The organism is Acinetobacter sp. ANC_7654, from assembly GCF_056779855.1.
In genome coordinates, this window is sequence record NZ_JBWYIR010000006.1 from 47,840 (window position 1) to 69,112 (window position 21,273).

Sequence of the window (21,273 nt, forward strand, 5' to 3'; positions counted from 1 at the left end):
TAAAAAACAATTTTAGAAATTTGCAGTGAGGCAAACCTAGACTATGCGTCCATTACACCCGCTTGATTTTATTTTCTTATCTTTGGAAAAAAGACAACAGCCCATGCATGTTGGCGGATTATTTTTATTTGAAATTCCAGAAGATGCGCCACCAACCTTTATTCAAGATTTAGTGGCAGATATTCGCAACTCAAAATCTATTCCAATTCCACCGTTTAATAATAAATTAAACGGACTGTTTTGGGACACAGACACTGAATTCGATCTTGATCATCACTTCAGACATATTGCTCTACCACATCCTGGTCGTATTCGTGAGCTACTCACCTACATTTCCCAAGAGCACAGTTCATTAATTGATCGAGCTAAGCCATTATGGATGTGTCATATCATTGAAGGCATTGAAGGCAATCGTTTCGCCATGTATTTCAAAATACATCATGGGATGGTCGATGGTATTGCAGGCATGCGTTTAATTGAAAAATCACTCTCTCATGATCCAAATGCAAGAAGTATCGTTCCGCCATGGTGTGTTGAAGGTCCGCGTGCTAAGCGACTTAAAACACCTAAAGTAAGCCGTGCAAAACAAATCTTGTCTAATTTGAAAGGTCAAGTGCAGTCTACACCGGGTGTATTCAAAGTGCTGTCTGAAACTGTCTTTAAAGATATGGGACGTAATCCGGACTATGTATCTAGTTTTCAAGCCCCAAGTAGTATTCTGAATCAAAAAGTCAGCTCATCACGTCGTTTCGCTGCTCAGTCATATGAGTTTAAGCGTCTCAACCATATTTCAAAATCACTGGGTGTGACCATTAACGATATTGTGCTTGCGATTTGTTCCGGTGCTTTACGTGAATATTTAATCAGTCAAAGTGCTTTACCAGAAAAACCATTAATCGCTATGGTTCCTGTCTCCGTTCGTACGGATGATTCAGACATGTCAAATCGTATTACGATGATTCTGGCGAACTTAGCGACACATAAAGCCGATCCATTAGAACGACTCGATCTTATTCGTCGTAGCGTAATGAATGCGAAACAAAAATTCAAACGCATGACTTCAGATCAGATTCTCAACTATAGTGCCTTCGTATATGGTCCTGCAGGTTTAAATATCATCTCTGGTTTAGCACCTAAACGTCAGGCCTTTAACCTCGTTATTTCTAATGTTCCAGGGCCTAAAGAGCCGCTATATTGGAATGGTGCACGTTTGGACGCACTCTACCCTGCTTCTATCGTACTTGATGGTCAAGCATTGAATATTACAATGACCAGTTATATGGATAAATTAGAAGTCGGTTTAACCGCATGTCGAAATGCTTTGCCTAAGATGCAAAATTTATTGACCCATTTAGAAGATGAGATTCAACGATTTGAAAAAATTGTGGGTCTACCTGAAGATGAAAAACCGCAGATTATAAAAAAGGCTACTAAGCGTAGTACAGCAAAGCAACAAGTCGTAGCGGATATAGAAATTGCAAATGAAAAACCAGCTTAAGGCTGTATATTTCGATATTTACAAAAAAATTAAGGGGCTTTAAAAAGGCCCCTTAATTTTTAATATTACGACACTGCTTGATTAATTGCTGACAGAGAGAAACGACCATCGCTTGTGTAACTCGAACTTCTTGACCTTGATCGTTGAGCATCAAGCAAGCGCTTTTGTTTGAATCCACAATTTGACGATGGCTACCCGCTAATTGTTCCGTTAAATTCATACCCACTTTGACCTCACTTTGCTAAGACAACATCGCTGTCTTTGGCTATTCGATTTGATTTCTTAAGTATTGAGAAATCGAGATCGAATGTAAAATCTCAGTTGTAACAAGTGTTTAACGATATTCTGTTACAATTTCAATTCAAAATGATATCGTATTGCTCTTGCGTGTATAAATTTTCGACTTGGAACTTAATGACACGTTTCACAAAATGCTCTAAATCAGAGACGGCGGCAGCTTCTACGGTTAATAATCGATCCACAACCGATGGATGCGCAACGACAGTAAAGTCAGTCTGAGACTCAAAATCTCGAGCATATCTTAATATCTCTCGAAAGATTTCGTAACAAACAGTCTCGGCACTTTTCACATAACCACGTCCCTGACACGTTGGACAAGACTCACATAACAAATGTTCAAGTGATTCACGCGTCCGTTTACGCGTCATTTCTACTAAGCCAAGCTCAGACACTTGGGTGATTTTAGTTTTTGCATGGTCACGTTCTAAGACTTTTTCAAATTGCTTAAGCACTTCATCACGGTGTGAGGCCTCTTGCATATCAATAAAGTCAATAATGATAATTCCACCTAAGTTGCGCAGTCTGAGTTGACGCACAATGACTTGTGTCGCTTCCATGTTGGTCTTAAAGACGGTGTCCTCAAGAGAGCGTCCACCTACATATGAGCCTGTATTGACGTCAATAGTGGTCATGGCTTCTGTCTGATCAATCATGAGATAACCACCAGACTTTAAAGCAACACGTGTTTGCAGTGCTTTTTGAATATCTGTTTCAACATTGTATAAGTCGAATATCGGACACTCACCAGGATAATGTTTCAGACGATCAACCATATTTGGTACAAACTCAGCCACGAACTCTTGTAGCTTGCCAAACACTTCTCTTGAATCGACTTGAATTTTTACCGTATCTTCATTTGCCAGATCACGGATGATACGTTGAGGAAGTGGTAGCTCTTCAAAGATAAGTGATGGCACCACGACACTTTTTTGTTTACGCTGAATAAATTCCCAAAGTTTTGCCAAATACGCCATATCTTGCGCAATAGCGGCTTCTTCGATCCCCTCTGCTGCAGTTCGTACAATGACAGAACCGGGTAACTTATGTTCAGCTTGAATACGCTCAATGATCGAACGTAAACGATCACGCTCTTCTTCTGATTCGATTCGCTGAGACACGCCAGTATGATGTCCATAAGGCATCATCACCAAATAGCGAGAAGGAATGGAAAGATCAGTACTTAGACGCGCACCTTTTGTGCCTAACATATCTTTCATCACCTGCACTGTCAGAATCTGACCCGGTTGCAGAAGATCAAATACATTTGGCGTCGGTTGATTACGAGGCCAAATCATGTCATTGATATGTAAAAAAGCAGTACGAGATAAGCCAATGTCTACAAATGCCGCTTGCATACCAGGCAATACACGTACAACTTTGGCTTTATAAATATTCCCGACTAAACCACGTTTAGCGTTGCGTTCAACAAATAGTTCGTTGACCGTCCCATTTTCAACTAACGCCACCCGACACTCCATTGGGGTGACGTTAATCAACAACTCGTCAGACATAAAAAACACTCAAAACATTATAAAAATTTTTTAAAAGGTTAATTTAGTGCCTTAACCATTTTTCAATATTTGATTCAGTAACTGTGATGTTTCATGTAAAGGCAAACCCACCACATTGGTGTAGCTACCTTCAATACGAGGAACGAACTTTGCGGCGATTCCTTGTATTGCGTAAGCCCCTGCTTTTCCTACAGGTTCCCCAGTTGACCAATATTCTTCCATATCATGATGACTGAGTGATTGAAAATCAACCTTTGTGCTCACTACCGTACTTATTGTTTTATGTTGTGAAGCCACACAAAGGCCACTGAGAACTTCATGCTGACGCCCTGACAAGGATTGCCAAATTTCAAACGCATGTTGCTTCGAGTCAGGTTTGCCAATAATTTGCCCATCTAAATTGAGGCTTGTATCTGCGGCAATGACCACCGCATCTGGAAATTGTGCTAAAACAACCTGAGCTTTTTGTTCTGCCAAACGTCGAACATAATCATGTGCTTGCTCACCATCATGTACAGACTCATCGATTTCTGGACTAAAAATATCAAATTTAAGTCCAAGCTGTGCAAGCAGTTCTTTACGCCGAGGCGAGCTCGACGCCAGGATTAAATTCGCCATTTTCTAAGCAAATAATACAAGATGGGCCAAGTTAAAATACTGCTCATTAGTGGCTGCCAATGACGAGTAATCGAAAATTGCATATCGGAAATAATTTGTGCAAACAGGACATAAATCAGATGTGCCAATATAGCAACACTAGCGATTGCCCAAGTATTTCCAAACGTCATTAAACGGCGTTCACGCACAAACCAACGGATGGTAAATGTTAGTAAAACGAAGCTTAAGGCATGTAATCCAAGGGGTGCATCAAGCAGTAAATCGGTAAATAATCCGACTGCAAAAGCAAACCAAACGCCACACCATGTCGGTTGAAGCAAGATCCAATACACCGTAATCATCAACATGATCAGCGGTCGCCATCCTGCTAATGTATAAGACAGAGGATACACCACCAACACCGAACCAATAATGATTGAAAGCACGATGATCCATAGAGGATCACGTGTTTTAACTGATGATATTTTTTTAGCGCTGAGCATGAGGTTGCTCCATGGCTAATGAGTCTGAGAACAGTACCACTACATGGTGTCCACCTGCCAACTGAGCTGCAGGTTTCACGTCTATCTGCGCAAACTCACCGGTATTTTCACGCTTAACTTTGGACACTGTTCCGACCAAATAACCCGCAGGAAAATGTTGTCCTAAACCTGAACTATACACCTTGTCCCCGACTTTGACGTTAGCGCTGGTCGGTACATATTCCATTTTCAGACGACCTAAATCACCAGTGCCTGACACAATGGCACGCATGCCAGAGTTTTCAAGACGTACTGATAGGGAGTGTTCTTTATCAGACAATAACATGACACGGCTACTGTGCGGATAAACATTGATGATCTGCCCCATGATACCGTTATCATCCAACACCGTTTGCCCGACACGCAGTTGGCTCGCAGCACCGCGGTTAATGATAATGATATGACGTAATGGATCAGCATCTGTGCCGATCACCTCAGAGATTTCCATACGACCGTCAATGATCAAAGGCGTATCCAATAATCCACGTAAGCGCGTATTTTCAGCGGAGAGTTCTGAGAGTTTTTGAAGGCGAACCTGAGCCTGAAGCAGCTCTGCCTGCATCGCAGTATTCTCACGACGCAATTGCGCTTCAGACTTGGTTTGTTGACTGAGCCATTCTTTCGATAAAACGGGATAACTTGCAATGGCATAAATGGGATTGTATGCCGCGTACAAGACATCTCTTGCTGGTTGAATCAAGTGTGGAGCACGCCAATTAAACATTAACACGAACAAACACACGATGACTGCAATGATGAAAGAGCGAAAAGATGGCGGTTGTCTTGAAAACAGATTCGGTTGCACCGCCTCGTCCTTAAATTAAATTACAGAAAATTAACCAACAAACAGCATGTCATGGTTCGGGTTGTCAAAGAGTTCTAAGACTTTACCACCACCACGTGTTACGCAAGAAAGTGGATCTTCAGCAACTACTACTGGCAAACCTGTTTCTTGTGACAATAACTTGTCTAAGTTACGTAATAACGCACCACCACCAGTCAATACAATACCGCGCTCCGCGATATCTGATGACAACTCAGGAGGTGTTTGTTCAAGCGCAGATTTCACTGCAGAGACAATGCTTTGCAATGGATCAGTGATTGCTTGAGTAATTTCATCAGAAGTCACCGTAATTGCGCGCGGAACACCTTCCGCCAAGTTACGACCACGAACTTCGATTTCTAGCACTTTGCCATCTTCATCCGGAAGCGCCATACCCACTTCTTTCTTAATGGTTTCAGCCGTTGTTTCACCAATGACGCAACCGTGTGCTTTACGAACATAATGAATAATTTGTTCGTCAAATACATCACCACCAATGCGTAATGAGTCTGCATAGACACAACCTTGCAATGAAATGATTGCAATTTCAGTTGTACCACCACCCACGTCTACGACCATCGAACCACACGCTTGCTCAACTGGCATGCCTGCACCAATCGCTGCTGCCATTGGTTCTTCGATTAAACGAACATCACGTGCACCTGCATTGAATACAGCCTCACGAATCGCACGACGCTCAACCAAAGTTGATTTACATGGCACACACACCACAACACGCGGCGCTGGTGGGAAAAGACGCTTTTCATGCACTTTACCAATAAATTGGTTTAACATGGTCTCAGTGACTTCGAAATCCGCAATCACGCCATCTTTCATTGGACGAATTGCAGAAATATTCGCAGGGGTACGACCAAGCATTTGCTTAGCATCCAAGCCAACAGCGGCAACTATTTTTTGTGAACCACTGTGACGAATTGCCACAACAGTCGGTTCATTTAATATAATGCCCCGTCCTGGCGCATAAATTAGTGTATTAGCGGTGCCTAAATCTATGGCTAGATCTGGCGAAAACAAGCCAATTAGTCGTTTTAGAATCACGGGTCGTTCTCAGTTCAACGTTATATAGACGTAAGATGGCAACTTTAACTAAATGTGATGCTTTGGACAAGTCAATCGCTTATTATAACGCATGATATTTTGAATATTTTTATTACTGATTAGGTGAGACAGCATGTCAGCATCAGATGCTCAGCAATCTGCAGATTTAAATGCACAAACCGTTTCAAGCATTGCACACTTAGCACGCTTGTCTTTGGATGACACTCAATCTGCTGAATATGCTCAAAGTTTGAATAAAATTTTAGGAATGATGGAAACCTTGAAAGGCATTGATACCGAAGGTGTTGAGCCATTAAAGAGCCCATTTGACCATCCGCAGCCATTACGTGAAGACGCTGTGTCTGAACAAAACCATCGTGATGACTATCAAGCCGTTGCACCAGCTGTGCAAGACGGTTTGTATCTTGTTCCACGTGTAATTGAATAATTGTTCAGTTTTGCCCTATTTAAATTTTAGTTAAGAATTTTTCTCATGACAGATTTACATCGCTTATCGGTTCGTGAACTTATCGATGGTTTAGCAACCGCTAAATTCTCTTCACGTGAATTGACGCAACATTATTTAAACCGTATTGAAAAAATTGATGCGCAAGTCAAATCTTATGTAACTGTGACTGCTGAACAAGCATTGGCTCAAGCAGACGCAGCTGATGCAGCGATCAAAGCAGGTACAGCGACCGCTTTGACGGGTTTGCCTATTGCGCATAAAGATATTTTCTGTACGCAAGGCATTAAAACCACGGCTGGTTCTAAAATGCTAGACAACTTTATCTCTCCGTACGACGCAACCGTTGTAGCGAAAGGTAAAGCTGCGGGCCTAGTGACTTTAGGTAAAGTGAACATGGACGAATTTGCCATGGGTTCTACATCAGAATCATCTTACTTCGGTGCAACGGCGAACCCTTGGGCTTTAGATCGTGTCCCAGGCGGGTCATCAGGTGGTTCTGCTGCGGCTGTAGCAGCTGACCTTGCACCGTTTGCGACTGGTACAGATACAGGTGGTTCAATCCGTCAACCTGCATCGTTCTGTGGCCTTACAGGCTTAAAACCAACCTATGGTCGTGTATCACGTTTCGGTATGATTGCCTATGCATCATCACTTGACCAAGGTGGCCCAATGGCGCGTTCAGCAGAAGACTGTGCGTACCTTATGAACGTGATGGCAGGACATGATGCAAAAGATTCAACCTCTGTACAAAAAGATGCTGATGACTACGTTGCAAACTTGAACTGCACGTCTGTAAAAGGATTACGCATTGGTATTCCAAAACAGTATTTTAATGTTGAAGGTTTAGCTGCTGACGTTAAAGCACGTGTTGAAGAATCTCTAAAAAAATTGGAAGAGATGGGCGCAACGCTTGTTGAAATTGACCTCAACATGACTGAGGCATATGTTCCAACCTATTACCTGATTGCCCCTGCTGAAGCATCGTCTAACTTGTCACGTTTTGACGGCGTACGTTATGGCTACCGCTGTGAAGATCCAAAAGACATCATGGACTTGTACAAACGTTCTCGTTCTGAAGGTTTTGGTGCTGAAGTTCAACGCCGTATCTTGATTGGTACTTATGCGCTTTCCGCAGGTTATTACGATGCCTACTATGTGAAAGCTCAAAAAGTACGTCGTTTAATCCAACAAGATTTCTTAAAAGCATTCGAGTCTGTTGACGTGATTGCTGCGCCTTCTGCGCCGACAACGGCGTATAAGATTGGTGCAAACCTTTCTCCAGTTGAAATGTACTTGGGCGATATCTATACCATCGCGGTCAACCTTGCAGGTCTTCCTGCGATTAACGCGCCTGTTGGTTTTGATCAAAATAATTTACCTGTTGGCTTACAGTTGATTGGTAACTACTGGTCAGAATCTCAATTGTTGTCTGTGGTGCACCAATACCAACAAGCAACTGATTGGCACACCAAACGCGCTGCAATTGCTGAGGAGAATGCATAATGGCGAAGAACAATGCAAAACCTAAATCAAATTTGATTGATGGTTGGGAAGTCGTTATTGGTATTGAGATTCACACTCAACTTGCGACTAAATCTAAAATCTTCTCAGGTTCTTCAACTGAATTTGGTCAAGACCCAAACACTCAAGCGAGCCTTGTTGATTTGGCAATGCCGGGCGTACTGCCTGTATTGAATAAAGAAGTGGTTGATCTTGCGATTCGCTTTGGTTTGGGTATCGATGCGTATATCGACCAAGCGTCTGTATTTGCACGTAAAAACTACTTCTACCCTGATTCGCCAAAAGGCTACCAAATCAGCCAAATGGACAACCCGATTGTGGGCTTGGGTCATATCGACATCCAACTTGAAGATGGTACAGTTAAACGCATTGGCGTGACACGTGCGCACCTTGAGGAAGATGCAGGTAAATCGATCCATGACCAATTTGAAGGCATGTCAGGTATCGACTTAAACCGTGCAGGGACACCACTTCTTGAGATTGTATCTGAACCAGATATGCGTTCGATTGAAGAAGCTGTTGCCTACATTAAAGCGATTCACACCCTTGTGCGTTGGTTAGGCATCTCTGACGGTAACATGGCGGAAGGTTCTTTCCGTGCCGACTGTAACGTGTCTTTACGTCGTCCGGGTCAGCCGTTTGGTACACGTTGTGAGCTTAAAAACCTCAACTCATTCCGTTTCATTGAACAAGCGATCAATGTTGAAATTGAACGTCAAATGGAAATCTTGGAATGGGACGGCACGATCGACCAAGAAACACGTTTGTTCGACCCTGTGAAGATGGAAACGCGTTCAATGCGTTCTAAAGAAGAAGCGAACGATTACCGCTACTTCCCTGACCCTGACTTGTTGCCTGTGATCATTGCAGATGAGCAAATCGAAGCGATTAAAGCGACGATGCCTGAGCTTCCTGCTGCACGTCGTGCGCGTTTTGTGGCGGACTTTGGTGTGACTGAATACGATGCGCACGTTCTTACGCTTACGCGTGAAATGTCAGAGTTTTATGAAGAAGTTGTTAAGGCTGCGGGCGGTGCTGCACAAGGTAAAATTGCAGCGAACTGGGTGATGGGTGAATTCTCAGGTGCTTTAAACAAAGCGGGCTTAGAATTGGCGGACTCTCCTGTATCTGCAGAAAAACTTGGCGGTATGATTGCGCGTATTGTGGACAACACAATTAACGGTAAGATTGCCAAGCAAGTATTCGGCTTTATGTGGGAAGAAGGCAAAACTGCGGACGAGATTATTGCGGAAAAAGGCTTAAAACAGGAAACTGATACAGGCGCAATTGAAGCAATTATTAAGGACGTGCTTGCTGCCAACGAGAAGATGGTTGAAGAGTATAAATCTGGTAAAGAGAAAGCCTTTAACGGTCTTGTGGGTCAAGTGATGAAAGCAGCGAAAGGTAAAGCCAACCCTGCACAAGTGAATGAATTGATGAAGAAATTGATTGGTTAAGGCTGATTAGTTTTGGAACAAAAAACCCGCTTTAGAGCGGGTTTTTTACTATAAACTCTCTTCAGCCTGTACTAAAAATAATATTGTCGAAGCAGTCATATTTATCGCATATTCGACAATATATCGTGGTATTTCTTTTTCTTCACTACCTGAGCCATGCCCACTCAATTTATTTCTAGCAGTTGGTACACCACTTTCTAATAAAGTTTTTAAAGAAGTAAATTTACTTTCCCAAAATGCAGGAATCAATTGATTTTCAAAACAAACCTTTATTAAGGTACTAGCTGTTGCTGTACTTTTGACAGTCCATTTATGCTTATCACAAATAATACGCATTATACTTTCAAAAGCTTTAAGACATTCATTTAAAGCTTCATGATTATTTCCATTCCGGTAATGTTCATGTGCTTTTAAAAACTCAACATTAGCACCTTTGAATTCATTTCTAGATAATAGCTCCAATGATGGTTTGACAATTTCAGAATGCGTAAATGTATTATCTCTTCGAATAATTTTTCCTCCGACGAATTGATAACCCAGAGCATGTTCATCAAACCTTTGATTTAATTCATTAATAGCGTCATTTTTTTCTTGTACTAAATTTGAATATTTATCTTTTTCTTCATCTAACCCTATATTAATTATTTTATTTAGCATTCGAAATGCTAACTCTATATAATCTAAGACCTTTTCCGCTTCTTTCTCAATCATAAAACCTTGAATAAATTCATCCCCCGAATTATTAACACTTCGAGACACAACAGGACTCAACTGAAATACTCCAAATTCTCGCTTTAAGATCTGGGTCATCATTTTATAAATATCTTCATTACCCAGAACTGAAGAAACAGCACCTGATTTTCCAAAAAGATCCATAAATATATAAACAACCTGCGTACGAAATTCCTTAGAAAATTTTTGATATTCATACACATCATTTTCATTTTTTTGCTTATTTCTTTTAGAATATAAATCTATTAGCATTTAGAATCCTGATTACTTTATATGGCTAAAGTGTTACAACAAATAGTAATTTTCTCAAATAGTTAAGATTTAAAGTTTAGAGTAAATTCCTTCTAATTTATTTTACACTATCAAATTTATACTATTGACTCTAAAAATCAAAATGAAACCACTGCAACAGTCGTTCACCATATTTCCAATGCAAAAGAGCAAAATCAAACAGAATACAAAAAGCAAGAAAGTCTTAATCTTAATTTTCACAAAAAACGAATCACAAAAAGTGCAATCAGGAGCACCGCAACTAGTGCAATCATCAACTTAAACATTCACTTACCTTTAGCTTAATATTTTAACTTCAATCATGGTCTACAAGATTCAATTTATCTTCATCATTTGGATTCGTTATTTTCGACTTCATTCTAAAAAATATGAATAATATCACCCAATACACAAGAACAATTAATTAAGAAAACACTGTTCTATTTTTCGATCTTCATTTGCCTGCTTTCACTCTTCTATACTGATTTCATCATCAAGAAGAATGAAACAAATCATGAAATCAACAGTACTCAACGCCCAAAGCTACGGACAACCCGAAGTCCTCGAATTTACAGACTACACACTCCCACCATTAAACCCTGACACGGCACGCATCCAAGTCAAAGCCGCAGGGATTAACCCCATTGATGCACGTCGCATGACAGGTGAGTTCAAACATGCACAACTCCCACAAACTTTCGGAACTGAGTTTGCAGGTGTAATCATAGAAGTAGCTGAAAACAGTGCATGGAAAGTCGGTGACGAAGTGCTGGGTTCTGGTGGAGCATTTACCCATGCCACAGTGATTGATGTGCCTATCGCAAATTTAGTTAAAAAACCGAAAAATCTAGAATGGTCGATTGCAGGCTCGATTGCAGGAGCAGCTCAAACTGCCATGACCATTTTAGATGAAATTGGTCCAATGCAAAGCTTATTGGTACACGGTGGATCAGGTGGTGTGGGTTCGATCACTATCCAATTGGCAGTGAGTCGTGGCATTACGGTCGTAGCAACGGCATCAGCAAAAAATCAAGACTATATTCGCAGTTTAGGTGCGATTCCTGTCATGTACGGCGAAGGTTTGATTGAGCGTCTGAAACAAGTCCACCCTGATCAATTCGATGCTTCAATTGATATGGCAGGCAACGAAGATGCCACTCAGGCCTCATTGGCTACAGTGAAAAATGGCGGATTTATGGGTACGATTGCAGGACGCAAACTGTCATCCGCTAAAATTCAAGCAGTATGGGTTAAACGTAATGTTTCCAATTTAAAACACGTGGTTGAAGGCGTTGCAAATAGCACCTTCAATTGGACAGTTAGTCGTGAATATCTTTTTACAGAAGCACAGCAAGCCTATCGAGACATTTTAGAGGGTCATACGCAAGGTAAAAGTGTGCTGCTATTCAAATAATTTCTGTGCGTACAATGTGAAAAGGCAGGATATCATCCTGCCTTTTCTCTAGTTTGAATTATGATGTTGAGTAACGCCACCCTACATTCATCAATCGATAACTTATTTATTTAATTACCATTTATTAAAATAAGAGATTAACGAGTGATCCCAAGCTTGTTCCAAATATCAGGGGTAAGGAATGTTGTCACCAATTTATTTAAATCAATATAACGCACCACCCCTTTCAGCTGATTATTCACTTCAGGATTTTTAATGATTTCTTCGCCTGCACTACGACCCAATGCTTGGAAACTTTCACCAACAGCTTGAATACCCTCAGCTTGAATCACCGCTTTAGTCTGTGTTGAACATTGCTCTACGATCACACGTTGCAAGACTTGCGCTAACTTTTGATCCAATGCCGTACGTTGCTCAGCACTGACATTACTAAAGCCTTTTAAATCAGGATGAGTAGATAATGCTGAATATGTCCACTGTAGTACTGTCGTTTTATCAGCAGCGGTCGTCGACTTAACCAAACAATCACTCAATTGATCTACAGCTGGTCCCGCATTCGAAAATGTCGATACGCCCATGATCAAAGCCGATGCACACAGTGTACGTAAAGCAGTTTTATTCATTTTTAATGTCATCACTTAAACTCAATTTTCATCGTTGTCATTATGTTTTTGTTGTATCACATCCTGAACGCATTTCCCTACAGATTCACTGTAAAACAAGTAAGCACATGAAAATTTAGGTAGTAAATTTGCTAAATCATACACATGAATGATCATATATTGACAATAAAGCTTCAAAACCAGTAGGAATAGACGTCAAATTCAAACTATCAATTTTTTAAATAGTTTTCACCAAAATATATAAATTGGATAAGTACTTAAAAATCAGTAATGATCTTATCCAGGGCAAAAAACTCGGAATTGAATCATGGAAAGAAGAATTAAGATTGCGCTCATTGGTGGTGGTATTGCTGGATTAGCTTTAATGACCAACATAGTAAAAAATAAAAAATTTGATGTGCATTTATATGAGTCAGCAGCACAATTTTCAGAAATTGGTGCAGGCATTTCATTTGGTGCCAATGCTGTTAAAGCAATTGAACTTCTAGGCTTGGGTGAAGAATATCACGCCATTGCGGATACAGTTGCTGCGCCTTATCAAGATATTTGGTTCCAATGGCGTAATGGCTATACCGATGAATACCTATCGGCTTCGATCGCACCTCAAGTCGGTCAATCTTCAGTGCATCGTGCTGATTTTTTAGATGCACTTATTCCATTCGTTCCTTCACAAAATGCACATTTCAATAAACGTGTGCAATCTGTTGAAGCTTCGAGCGCTGGAGTACGTTTAACCTTTCAAGATGGTGAAGTGGTTGAAGCAGATTACGTGATTGGTTGTGATGGTATCCATTCTGTTGTGCGTGATCATGTATTGGCATCACATCAACTTCCAAAAGTCGATCCTCAATTTTCAGGAACATGGGCTTATCGCGGCATTATCAAATATTTAGATTTTAAACAGGTCATTGCAGAACTTGGACACGATCCTGAACTTGCAGATGTCCCACAAATGTTATTGGGTAAAGACAAACACATCTTAACTTTCCCTATTCGTAAAGGTGAAGAAATCAATATTGTTGCCTTTAAGTCAGATCGCAAGAATACAACTCTGCCAGAAGGTACCCCTTGGACACGACCAACAACCAAAACTGAAATGCTAGCTGATTTTGCGGATTGGAGTGAGAGCTGTCGCGCATTACTGAACTTAATTGAAAAACCTACCATCTGGGCGCTTCATGAGATTGAGCCACTTAAGACCTATCAGAACAGCGAACACAATGTCATTTTGATTGGTGATGCAGCACATGCCATGTTGCCACATCAAGGAGCTGGTGCTGGTCAAGGTCTTGAAGATGCTTTAATTCTCTCTGCATTATTCAAACATCTGGAACAACACCCTGCGCAAATTTGCACTGAAGATCTTGCACAACTCTCTCATGTCTATGAGCAACTGCGTAAAGAGCGTGCCATTCGTGTACAAAATACGTCGCGCGAATCTGGTGAGATTTACGAATTATATTCGCCGCTATATCCAGATTTTGACAGTGTAGGTCAACATTTGGCACACCGTTTTGATTGGTTATGGCAACACGATTTAGAGAAAGACGTTGAACTTGCACAACAACGCTTAGGCCAAGCAATAGAGAAACATCTCGTGGCTGAAGCCATATAAATAAGCAAAAACATTAACAGGACTGTTATCAACCGATTCACTGACCAGGGAGGTCTCCATGAATACGTTAAATGCAAATGAAATTATTGATCATGCCAAACTCAAAGCCATTCACTGGCGAGTCATCTTACTCAGCGCATTGATTATTATTTTTGATGGCTATGACTTAGTCATCTACGGTGTGGCATTGCCTAAACTCATGCAAGAATGGGCAATCGATCCAATGACGGCGGGCTTCTTAGGAAGTCTTGCCCTCTTTGGCATGATGTTTGGAGCCATCATTTTTGGCAGTATGAGTGACAAACTTGAAAAATATGGCTTTAGCCGTAAAAAACTGATTGCAGTTTGTATTGTCATTTTTAGTGGTTTTACCGTGATGTGTGGACTAGCGAGCAATCCTCAAGAGTTCGGGATCTATCGCTTTATTGCTGGCTTAGGTCTTGGTGGCGTGATGCCGAACGTTATTACACTAATGACAGAGTATGCGCCTAAGCGTTTACGCTCCACCTTAGTGTCATTGATGTTTAGTGGTTACGCTGTAGGCGGAATGTGTTCTGCCATTTTAGGCATGTGGCTAGTACCGCAATTTGGCTGGAAAATCATGTTTATGATTGCAGGTATTCCACTCATTCTATTGCCAATCATTTGGAAGTTATTGCCTGAATCCATCGATTATTTGGTTCGTCAAAACAAGCATAAAGAAGCTGCTCATATCTTAGAACAAATTGACACAAATCTAAGAATCCCTGCTGATATGCGCATTAGTCTGCATCAAGAAAACCAAGAGTCGTCTAAATCACCAGTGAAAGACTTATTTACTGAAAGTCGTGGAGTAACCACTGTTCTATTCTGGGCAAGCGTATTTATGGCATTGGTATTGGTATATGCACTTGGTAACTGGTTACCTAAACTGATGATGGAAGCTGGCTACAACCTATCAACCAGTTTAGTGTTCCTATTTGCGCTCAATATTGGTGGTATGCTGGGTGCAATCTTTGGTGGTTTTTTTGCTGATAAATTCAGTTTACCTAAAGTTCTTTGCACCTTGTTTGTGAGCGGCGCAATTTCCCTATTCTTGTTAAGCTATAACTTGCCAACCATGGTGCTTTACTTCTGTGTAGCAGTCGCAGGTGCAGCATCGATTGGCGGACAAATTTTATTGTTGGCTTATATGTCACAGTATTATTCATCTAACATACGTGCGACAGGTCTAGGTATGGCACTTGGCGTAGGTCGTTTAGGCGCAATTTTGGGTCCAATCTTATGTGGATGGTTACTTAGCCTTAATTTGCCAGTGCAATATAATTTCATTGCCTTATCTATCCCTTGTATGATTGCAGTGATCAGTGTGACTGCGATCCATCTCCGCAATAAAAAAATTGCAGGCGCAGCAAACGGCGTTAAAAACGTGGCTTATGAGTAAATGATTCATCAACAACATGTAAGTCATTAAAAATAAAAGAGAGAGTTAACTCTCTCTTTTTTTGTTACAGTGGTTATTCGATATAGCGACTGTCTCTAAATATTTACAAGGAATGTAAAGTTGATCGATTTAAGTCTGATTAAAGTTTTTATTATTATTTATCAAACTCAAAATATCAGTCACGCCGCAGAGCGCTTGAATCTCAGCCAACCTTCTGTCACCTATAATTTAAATCGACTGCGGAAAATGCTGAATGATCAGCTTTTTGTACGTGACAAGTTTGGTGTTAAACCCACAAAGCTTGCACAAAGTCTTTATCCAAGTTTCTACGAAGCAATTGTTAAAATTGATATGGCGATTGATTCTGCCAAGCATTTCGACCCGCTAACCTCTTCAAAAGTATTTCGTTTAGGCATTTCTGATTTAGGAGAAATTTGTTTACTTCCCTCGCTGATTGAATATTTAGAACAACATGCGCCCAATATCAAACTTGAAATTGAGGAAATTCACTCAGAAAAAGTAGAGGAATGGCTGGTTGAAGGCTTTTTGGATGTGGCTGTTTTTAATAGCAGTCACACCATTATGCCCAAAATTGAATCTCGAAATTTGTTTGAGGAACGTTATGTCTGTATCGCTAAAAAAGAGCATCCGCGCATACAGCAAAAGCTCAGCATGGAAGCGTATTTATCGGAAAAACATGTTGCGATCAAATCGAGTACTGGTCATATTGAAATTGATCAGCGTTTAAAAGAACTTGGTCATTCTCGTCAGATCATGCTTGAAGTCCCCCACTTCAGTGTTTTGCAGAACGTGGTAAAACACTCAGAACTTCTGGTTACTCTGCCTTCGAGAGCCGCGAAGGTTTATCAGCAGCATACGGATATTCAAATTTTTGAACTCCCTTTTGAGGTTCGTCCATTCAATGTCAGTGTTAACTGGTATAACCATAAGGATGACTTAGACGCACGTAAGTGGTTTTGTAAGATTCTAAAAAATATTTTCAGCACGCTCTAAGTTCCCACTCAGACATAAAAAAGGCTCGTCTATACGAGCCTTTTTTTAATAATTTAAATCCATGATGGGCACTACTTTTCCAAAATAGATTCAAATGCTTTTAGACGTTTACGGATAGAAAGTAGTTCAATAATCGTTTTCTACGGACTCACCAAATATTGGAATGACTCACAAACAAGATTGAATACAAATAAAATTTAGTAAAATGTTGGCTACAAATTTATCAAAGTCAAAAATAAGTAAGCCTTAAAAGTATAATAAATATTAATTTAAAGCAAAAAAGTTAAGTATCCCCAAACGGAAGGTTTATTATAATATTCGAATCCTCATTAAAATCAGAAGAGTGGGAAACCATAATTACAGTTTTAGCATACTCCCTAATAATACCAATTACCTTTTTTGACATTCTTATATCCAACCCTGAAGTAGGCTCATCGAGAATCAATATTTTTGGTTTTTTCAATAAAGCTCTTAATATATTAAATCTCTGAAACTCACCACCAGAAAAAAATCTAAAAAGATCATCTATAGGTGAATCTAGATCGATCTTATTATTTAACAAAATTTTATAAAGATTAAAATCAATTAGAAAATCAATAATTTCATTATCTTCATAAATAATATCATTATTATACAAAATATTTTCTCTAATACTACCAGAAAAAATAAAACTCTTTTGAGGTACATAAGCCACTTCTTTAAAAATTTCATTAGAAAATTTATTTGAGATATCAATATCACCAAAAAAAAGTTGACCGTTATCAATATGATTAATACCTAGCAACAAGTTTACAAAAGATGATTTACCCGAACCTGTTTCACCCTTAATTATTATAAAATCACCTTCGTATACCGTAAAATTAAATTTTTTTAATATAATAATATTATTTTTTTTAAAATCAACATTCTTAAACTTATAATAAAATCCGTTGGTTTTAAATTCACTATTATCGAAATCATCTTTAGGTTCAAAAAAATATTTTTTTAATTTCTTTATAGAAACAAAATGTCCATTCGTTTGCATTAAACTTTGGGCTATTAAAACCAATGGCGCACTTAATTCAATTATATAAGAGCTAATAAGAACAAAATCACCTGAAGACATTTGATTGTTATTAAACATATATACAGAGAATATCATTGAAGCTACCAAAAGCATACCTACTGATAATACCTGATATATCATCAAAACACCTATTTTCAAATTACCTCTAAAAACATTAGCAATATAATTGTTACAAAGATTTCGATATTTTCTTTGTTCGAAGTTGAAAGAACCCTGAGTTTTAATATTATAAAAAGAGTTTACTTTCTCTAAAAAAAATTGAGATTGTTGATTATCAGCCTCATATATACTATCAAATATATGCCCACTTTTTGAAATCAAAATATAGGTTATAAAGAAAATAAAAATTATTGATACCAAAAAAAATAATGAAAAATAAAAGCTAAAGCTAAATGCAAAAATACTTACGATAATTAAAAATTGAACAATTACAGGCAAAACAACTAAAAAAATAGTATGAATAATCTGTCCAAAAGCAACCGCACCTCTTTTAACATCCGCATTTAGTACACCCGTGTCAATTTTATTGGCGTACTCATATTTTGAGTTAATAAAACTACAAAAAGAATGATGTAAAATCTCAGCTTCAACATTAGCCATAAACAAAGAAGAAACAATATTATTAAACCAAAAAAGTATTTTCAAAGAACCCCATACTACTGCGAAACTTATAGCCAAGAGCATTAATAAATTTGGCAGATCCGTAAACTCAACTGTAAAATTTAAGTTCGATGAATCTACAATCAATTTCATCAAATAAGGTAATAAAGCAGTTAATCCAGATATTATTATATTTAATGTAATCAATAATAAAGAATGCAAGTAAATTTTTCTATATTTTTTTTTTATAAAATCCCAATAGAAAAGGAATAAATTAACTTTCTTTATCATATGCCTACCAGCTTAACTTAAAATACTCAATTCATTTCTTAATAACTCAACATAGAAAATATTTCAATGACGCATACAAAAAAAAACAATTTTAATGATTCTAAAAGACAATGATACACAAAAAATACAAATAAAGGTTAAAAAAAGTTCTAATCCATGCTTTTATTGAGACTCAAACAACCAAATGGAGTAATAACATGAAAATTACCTCACTTTTTATCAAGAAAAAAAAATCACCAAGTCTAACAATTTCTGCATCTAAAAATATTAATGGGACTGGAGGCGGATCTATAATTGAATTACAGTATTCAGTATATAAATTTAAATAGTTTATGGTTGAAAGGTTGCTTATTTTAAGCAACCTTTCAATTTAAAAATAATAAGAGTGCGATACTTATGCTTCACAAAATCGACTACACAAACATAAATAAAATAATAAACTTATATAATAATAATTTACATATTAGTATTATTAATGAGTTTGAAATTACTATTATTAATGATTATAATAGCAATTCAACCTTCTATATAGACTTCTATTCCGATCATTTTGAGGTTACTGATGATTTTACTGAACTCACCTCTTTCCTTAAAAAAAAATTAAATTATAAAAATATTAACGACTTAATTCATAATAATTCTAATATTTATAATTTTTTTTTAGATGATACAAAAATAATTCACCATGGATATAAATTATTAAAGAAAAATAACTCCATCATAATTGAAGATTTAGCTATAATATCACACAGTTTAAATCCTGTTGATAGTTTGAATCTAGCATTAAATAAAGTATCTAACGAAGATAATCTAGCCATTAGCTTCTCTGGAGGTTTAGATTCAACAGCTATTATATTCACTATAAAAAATAAGTTTCCTGATAAAAATATTGTTGCCTTTACATGGATAAATCACGGCTCTTCTAATGAGGATTTAAAACATGCTAAAAGTGTATGTAAAATTTTATCTATTCCATTATTAATTTTTGAAATTAAACCAGAACAGCTTATTCAAGATTTAGATAAAGAAAGACATATTATTCCACCTTACCCCGCTACATATTTAGCAGCTATTGCATTTATTGAATATTATATCAAAGAGCTGAATCATTTTTTCTCAGGAACAAATTTTACAATCATAAATGGGCATGGAGGGGATCATCTTTTTTTTGAAACTATACCATTGAGTGTTTTAAATTTAAAAATGTTAAGAAAACCGCATAAAATTAAAGATTACTCAACATTATATTCTATTAATTATTTTAAAATTTTTAAACATATTATATTTAATTCTTTTTTTAAAAAAAATAAAGAAAAATCATTCAATGATTTAAAAAATAAATTAATCAATGAAGCCAAAATTGAAACTTCAACTAATTTTATAAAGTTACCATCTAATATTAAATTTTTTTTTCCATACTGCACACCTGAAATGATTTCATGTGCAAAAAATTATTCACTATACGATGTTTTTGATGGTAAATTTACTAGAAGTCATTTTAGAAATACCTTTTATAAGACTTTCAAATCTGATGCTTTTTATAGAATTAACAAAGGTCACATGACTGGTGCATATCAAAAAAGCATCAAATTAAATTTAACCAAATTTGAAGAGTTATTAAATACATCTATTACTCTTAATATAGATGAAACAAAAAAAGAGGAAGTTTTGAACAATTTAAAATTTTCATCACTTGGTATAAATGGTGTCCCCCCCCTAATATTAAAAATAATTATAAATGAAATGATCTTAAAGGAAATTAAAAAATGAATTATAGAAAACTTAAAAAAAACTATCATGCTGTCTTAACTGACAGCGAAATTACTATTTTTGATACAAAATCAAATCAGTTTTATTTTTTTGATGAAATACAATCAAACAACATTTTAGAAATAATTAATGGAAAAAAAGATTTTTTTCAAAATAATTGTGAGATGAATTTATTCGAAAAATCTTATGAAAAATATCAAATACCCATTTTTAACAATATTGAAGGAATTGATAACTATTCATGGGCTAATGCTAGACATTTTCTAGTCCATGAAGACACTTTTATCAGTTTATCCGATAAATTTCAAATCATTATTATTTATTTTTTTATACTTATCGGAAAAGATTTTTTTATTCACGAGAAATTAAATTTGATAAAAAAATTAAAAAAAAATAAGAAAAACTTATCACTCAATCTTGCTTATTCTAGATCTGCTGGAAATTTTATACATAAAATTTCTAATAAATTACCTTTCAATTTAAAATGCTTCGAATATTCATTAATTTTATCTATATTTTTGCTTCTGAATAATTATGACTGTAAATTTAAGATAGGTATTCAAAAATATGATTTTTTATCTCACGCATGGATTGAAGTATCTAATCAACCTATAGCTGATATGCCTGACCTATCGAAACGTCTAGCAATAATTTTTGAAATTTAATAAAAAATTAATA

The 21,273-nt window shown here is 37.4% G+C and carries 19 protein-coding genes and 1 pseudogene; 10 read left to right on the plus strand and 10 right to left on the minus strand.

The window, feature by feature from the left end; all coding sequences use genetic code 11:
- The first annotated feature begins 43 nt into the window (after positions 1-43).
- On the plus strand, positions 44-1,498 hold the full coding sequence (locus AC1M86_RS08145; protein ID WP_481607715.1) for a WS/DGAT/MGAT family O-acyltransferase: 1,455 nt from the start codon (positions 44-46) through the stop codon (positions 1,496-1,498).
- 52 nt (positions 1,499-1,550) lie between these two features.
- Here AC1M86_RS08145 and AC1M86_RS08150 read toward each other — a convergent pair whose 3' ends face one another.
- The 6 genes from AC1M86_RS08150 to AC1M86_RS08175 form a co-directional block, all read right to left on the minus strand.
- Positions 1,551-1,718 (minus strand): PA1571 family protein, encoded by a 168-nt coding sequence (locus AC1M86_RS08150; RefSeq protein ID WP_171076802.1) that lies wholly within the window; start codon positions 1,716-1,718, stop codon positions 1,551-1,553.
- A 136-nt stretch (positions 1,719-1,854) separates the two neighbouring features.
- Entirely contained in the window at positions 1,855-3,309 is a 1,455-nt protein-coding gene (rng, locus tag AC1M86_RS08155; RefSeq protein WP_035269804.1) for a ribonuclease G, read from the minus strand.
- A gap of 51 nt (positions 3,310-3,360) precedes the next feature.
- Positions 3,361-3,927, minus strand: coding sequence for a Maf family nucleotide pyrophosphatase (locus AC1M86_RS08160; protein ID WP_481607716.1), 567 nt, complete (start codon positions 3,925-3,927; stop codon positions 3,361-3,363).
- Positions 3,915-4,409, minus strand: coding sequence for a rod shape-determining protein MreD (mreD, locus tag AC1M86_RS08165; protein WP_092766998.1), 495 nt, complete (start codon positions 4,407-4,409; stop codon positions 3,915-3,917). The genes AC1M86_RS08160 and mreD overlap by 13 nt, the downstream gene beginning before the upstream one ends.
- Positions 4,396-5,253 (minus strand): rod shape-determining protein MreC, encoded by an 858-nt coding sequence (gene mreC, locus AC1M86_RS08170; RefSeq protein WP_035269796.1) that lies wholly within the window; start codon positions 5,251-5,253, stop codon positions 4,396-4,398. Before mreC ends, mreD begins: the two co-directional genes overlap by 14 nt.
- Before the next feature lie 30 nt (positions 5,254-5,283).
- Positions 5,284-6,330 (minus strand): rod shape-determining protein, encoded by a 1,047-nt coding sequence (locus tag AC1M86_RS08175; protein ID WP_035269793.1) that lies wholly within the window; start codon positions 6,328-6,330, stop codon positions 5,284-5,286.
- 133 nt (positions 6,331-6,463) lie between these two features.
- Between AC1M86_RS08175 and gatC the strand changes: the two genes are divergently transcribed.
- The 3 genes from gatC to gatB are packed head-to-tail and all read left to right on the plus strand — an operon-like array spanning position 6,464 to position 9,777.
- Positions 6,464-6,778, plus strand: coding sequence for an Asp-tRNA(Asn)/Glu-tRNA(Gln) amidotransferase subunit GatC (gene gatC, locus AC1M86_RS08180; protein ID WP_035269791.1), 315 nt, complete (start codon positions 6,464-6,466; stop codon positions 6,776-6,778).
- 45 nt (positions 6,779-6,823) lie between these two features.
- Positions 6,824-8,302, plus strand: a complete 1,479-nt coding sequence (gene gatA / locus AC1M86_RS08185) for an Asp-tRNA(Asn)/Glu-tRNA(Gln) amidotransferase subunit GatA (RefSeq protein ID WP_481587257.1) — start codon at positions 6,824-6,826, stop codon at positions 8,300-8,302.
- Positions 8,302-9,777 (plus strand): Asp-tRNA(Asn)/Glu-tRNA(Gln) amidotransferase subunit GatB, encoded by a 1,476-nt coding sequence (gatB, locus tag AC1M86_RS08190; protein WP_481607717.1) that lies wholly within the window; start codon positions 8,302-8,304, stop codon positions 9,775-9,777. The genes gatA and gatB overlap by 1 nt, the downstream gene beginning before the upstream one ends.
- Before the next feature lie 48 nt (positions 9,778-9,825).
- Here gatB and AC1M86_RS08195 read toward each other — a convergent pair whose 3' ends face one another.
- Positions 9,826-10,761 carry an STM4504/CBY_0614 family protein gene (locus tag AC1M86_RS08195; RefSeq protein ID WP_481607718.1) on the minus strand — a complete coding sequence of 312 codons (936 nt, stop codon included), beginning with the start codon at positions 10,759-10,761 and terminating at the stop codon, positions 9,826-9,828.
- A 532-nt stretch (positions 10,762-11,293) separates the two neighbouring features.
- On the opposite strand from AC1M86_RS08195, the gene AC1M86_RS08200 reads away from it, so the two are divergent.
- The gene (locus tag AC1M86_RS08200; protein WP_481607719.1) at positions 11,294-12,193 is read left to right on the plus strand and encodes an NADP-dependent oxidoreductase; all 900 of its coding nucleotides are present in this window, start codon (positions 11,294-11,296) and stop codon (positions 12,191-12,193) included.
- A gap of 137 nt (positions 12,194-12,330) precedes the next feature.
- On the opposite strand, the gene AC1M86_RS08205 is transcribed toward AC1M86_RS08200, so the two are convergent.
- Positions 12,331-12,816: a hypothetical protein gene (locus AC1M86_RS08205; RefSeq protein ID WP_257227585.1), complete on the minus strand. Its 486-nt coding sequence runs from the start codon at positions 12,814-12,816 to the stop codon at positions 12,331-12,333.
- Positions 12,817-13,123: 307 nt separating this feature from the next.
- Here AC1M86_RS08205 and salA point away from each other — a divergent pair, with 307 nt between their 5' ends.
- The 3 genes from salA to AC1M86_RS08220 all read left to right on the plus strand — a co-directional run bounded on the left by salA (position 13,124) and on the right by AC1M86_RS08220 (position 16,868).
- Positions 13,124-14,431, plus strand: coding sequence for a salicylate 1-monooxygenase (salA, locus tag AC1M86_RS08210; RefSeq protein WP_481607720.1), 1,308 nt, complete (start codon positions 13,124-13,126; stop codon positions 14,429-14,431).
- A 58-nt stretch (positions 14,432-14,489) separates the two neighbouring features.
- Positions 14,490-15,854, plus strand: coding sequence for an MFS transporter (locus AC1M86_RS08215; RefSeq protein WP_051586596.1), 1,365 nt, complete (start codon positions 14,490-14,492; stop codon positions 15,852-15,854).
- A 123-nt stretch (positions 15,855-15,977) separates the two neighbouring features.
- Positions 15,978-16,868 (plus strand): LysR family transcriptional regulator, encoded by an 891-nt coding sequence (locus AC1M86_RS08220; protein ID WP_228143106.1) that lies wholly within the window; start codon positions 15,978-15,980, stop codon positions 16,866-16,868.
- Positions 16,869-16,939: 71 nt separating this feature from the next.
- Here AC1M86_RS08220 and AC1M86_RS08225 read toward each other — a convergent pair.
- Together AC1M86_RS08225 and AC1M86_RS08230 are read right to left on the minus strand one after the other, a co-directional pair.
- A pseudogene (locus AC1M86_RS08225) lies at positions 16,940-17,056 on the minus strand (SbmA/BacA-like family transporter); the annotation flags it as partial.
- A 95-nt stretch (positions 17,057-17,151) separates the two neighbouring features.
- Positions 17,152-18,825, minus strand: a complete 1,674-nt coding sequence (locus tag AC1M86_RS08230; RefSeq protein ID WP_481607721.1) for an ATP-binding cassette domain-containing protein — start codon at positions 18,823-18,825, stop codon at positions 17,152-17,154.
- 396 nt (positions 18,826-19,221) lie between these two features.
- Between AC1M86_RS08230 and AC1M86_RS08235 the strand changes: the two genes are divergently transcribed.
- Together AC1M86_RS08235 and AC1M86_RS08240 are read left to right on the plus strand one after the other, a co-directional pair.
- A complete protein-coding gene (locus AC1M86_RS08235; RefSeq protein ID WP_481607722.1) occupies positions 19,222-20,595 on the plus strand; it encodes an asparagine synthase-related protein in 1,374 nt (457 codons plus the stop codon).
- Positions 20,592-21,260, plus strand: coding sequence for a lasso peptide biosynthesis B2 protein (locus AC1M86_RS08240; RefSeq protein ID WP_481607723.1), 669 nt, complete (start codon positions 20,592-20,594; stop codon positions 21,258-21,260). The genes AC1M86_RS08235 and AC1M86_RS08240 overlap by 4 nt, the downstream gene beginning before the upstream one ends.
- Positions 21,261-21,273: the final 13 nt, after the last annotated feature.

What these genes read in the sequence shown, in the direction of transcription:
- AC1M86_RS08145 (WP_481607715.1), top strand. Translation starts at nt 44, where the DNA reads ATGCGTCCATTACACCCGCTTGATTTTATTTTCTTATCTTTGGAAAAA.
- AC1M86_RS08150 (WP_171076802.1), bottom strand. Translation starts at nt 1,718, where the DNA reads ATGAATTTAACGGAACAATTAGCGGGTAGCCATCGTCAAATTGTGGAT.
- rng (WP_035269804.1), bottom strand. Translation starts at nt 3,309, where the DNA reads ATGTCTGACGAGTTGTTGATTAACGTCACCCCAATGGAGTGTCGGGTG.
- AC1M86_RS08160 (WP_481607716.1), bottom strand. Translation starts at nt 3,927, where the DNA reads ATGGCGAATTTAATCCTGGCGTCGAGCTCGCCTCGGCGTAAAGAACTG.
- mreD (WP_092766998.1), bottom strand. Translation starts at nt 4,409, where the DNA reads ATGCTCAGCGCTAAAAAAATATCATCAGTTAAAACACGTGATCCTCTA.
- gatC (WP_035269791.1), top strand. Translation starts at nt 6,464, where the DNA reads ATGTCAGCATCAGATGCTCAGCAATCTGCAGATTTAAATGCACAAACC.
- gatA (WP_481587257.1), top strand. Translation starts at nt 6,824, where the DNA reads ATGACAGATTTACATCGCTTATCGGTTCGTGAACTTATCGATGGTTTA.
- gatB (WP_481607717.1), top strand. Translation starts at nt 8,302, where the DNA reads ATGGCGAAGAACAATGCAAAACCTAAATCAAATTTGATTGATGGTTGG.
- AC1M86_RS08195 (WP_481607718.1), bottom strand. Translation starts at nt 10,761, where the DNA reads ATGCTAATAGATTTATATTCTAAAAGAAATAAGCAAAAAAATGAAAAT.
- AC1M86_RS08200 (WP_481607719.1), top strand. Translation starts at nt 11,294, where the DNA reads ATGAAATCAACAGTACTCAACGCCCAAAGCTACGGACAACCCGAAGTC.
- AC1M86_RS08205 (WP_257227585.1), bottom strand. Translation starts at nt 12,816, where the DNA reads ATGAATAAAACTGCTTTACGTACACTGTGTGCATCGGCTTTGATCATG.
- salA (WP_481607720.1), top strand. Translation starts at nt 13,124, where the DNA reads ATGGAAAGAAGAATTAAGATTGCGCTCATTGGTGGTGGTATTGCTGGA.
- AC1M86_RS08215 (WP_051586596.1), top strand. Translation starts at nt 14,490, where the DNA reads ATGAATACGTTAAATGCAAATGAAATTATTGATCATGCCAAACTCAAA.
- AC1M86_RS08230 (WP_481607721.1), bottom strand. Translation starts at nt 18,825, where the DNA reads ATGATAAAGAAAGTTAATTTATTCCTTTTCTATTGGGATTTTATAAAA.
- AC1M86_RS08235 (WP_481607722.1), top strand. Translation starts at nt 19,222, where the DNA reads ATGCTTCACAAAATCGACTACACAAACATAAATAAAATAATAAACTTA.
- AC1M86_RS08240 (WP_481607723.1), top strand. Translation starts at nt 20,592, where the DNA reads ATGAATTATAGAAAACTTAAAAAAAACTATCATGCTGTCTTAACTGAC.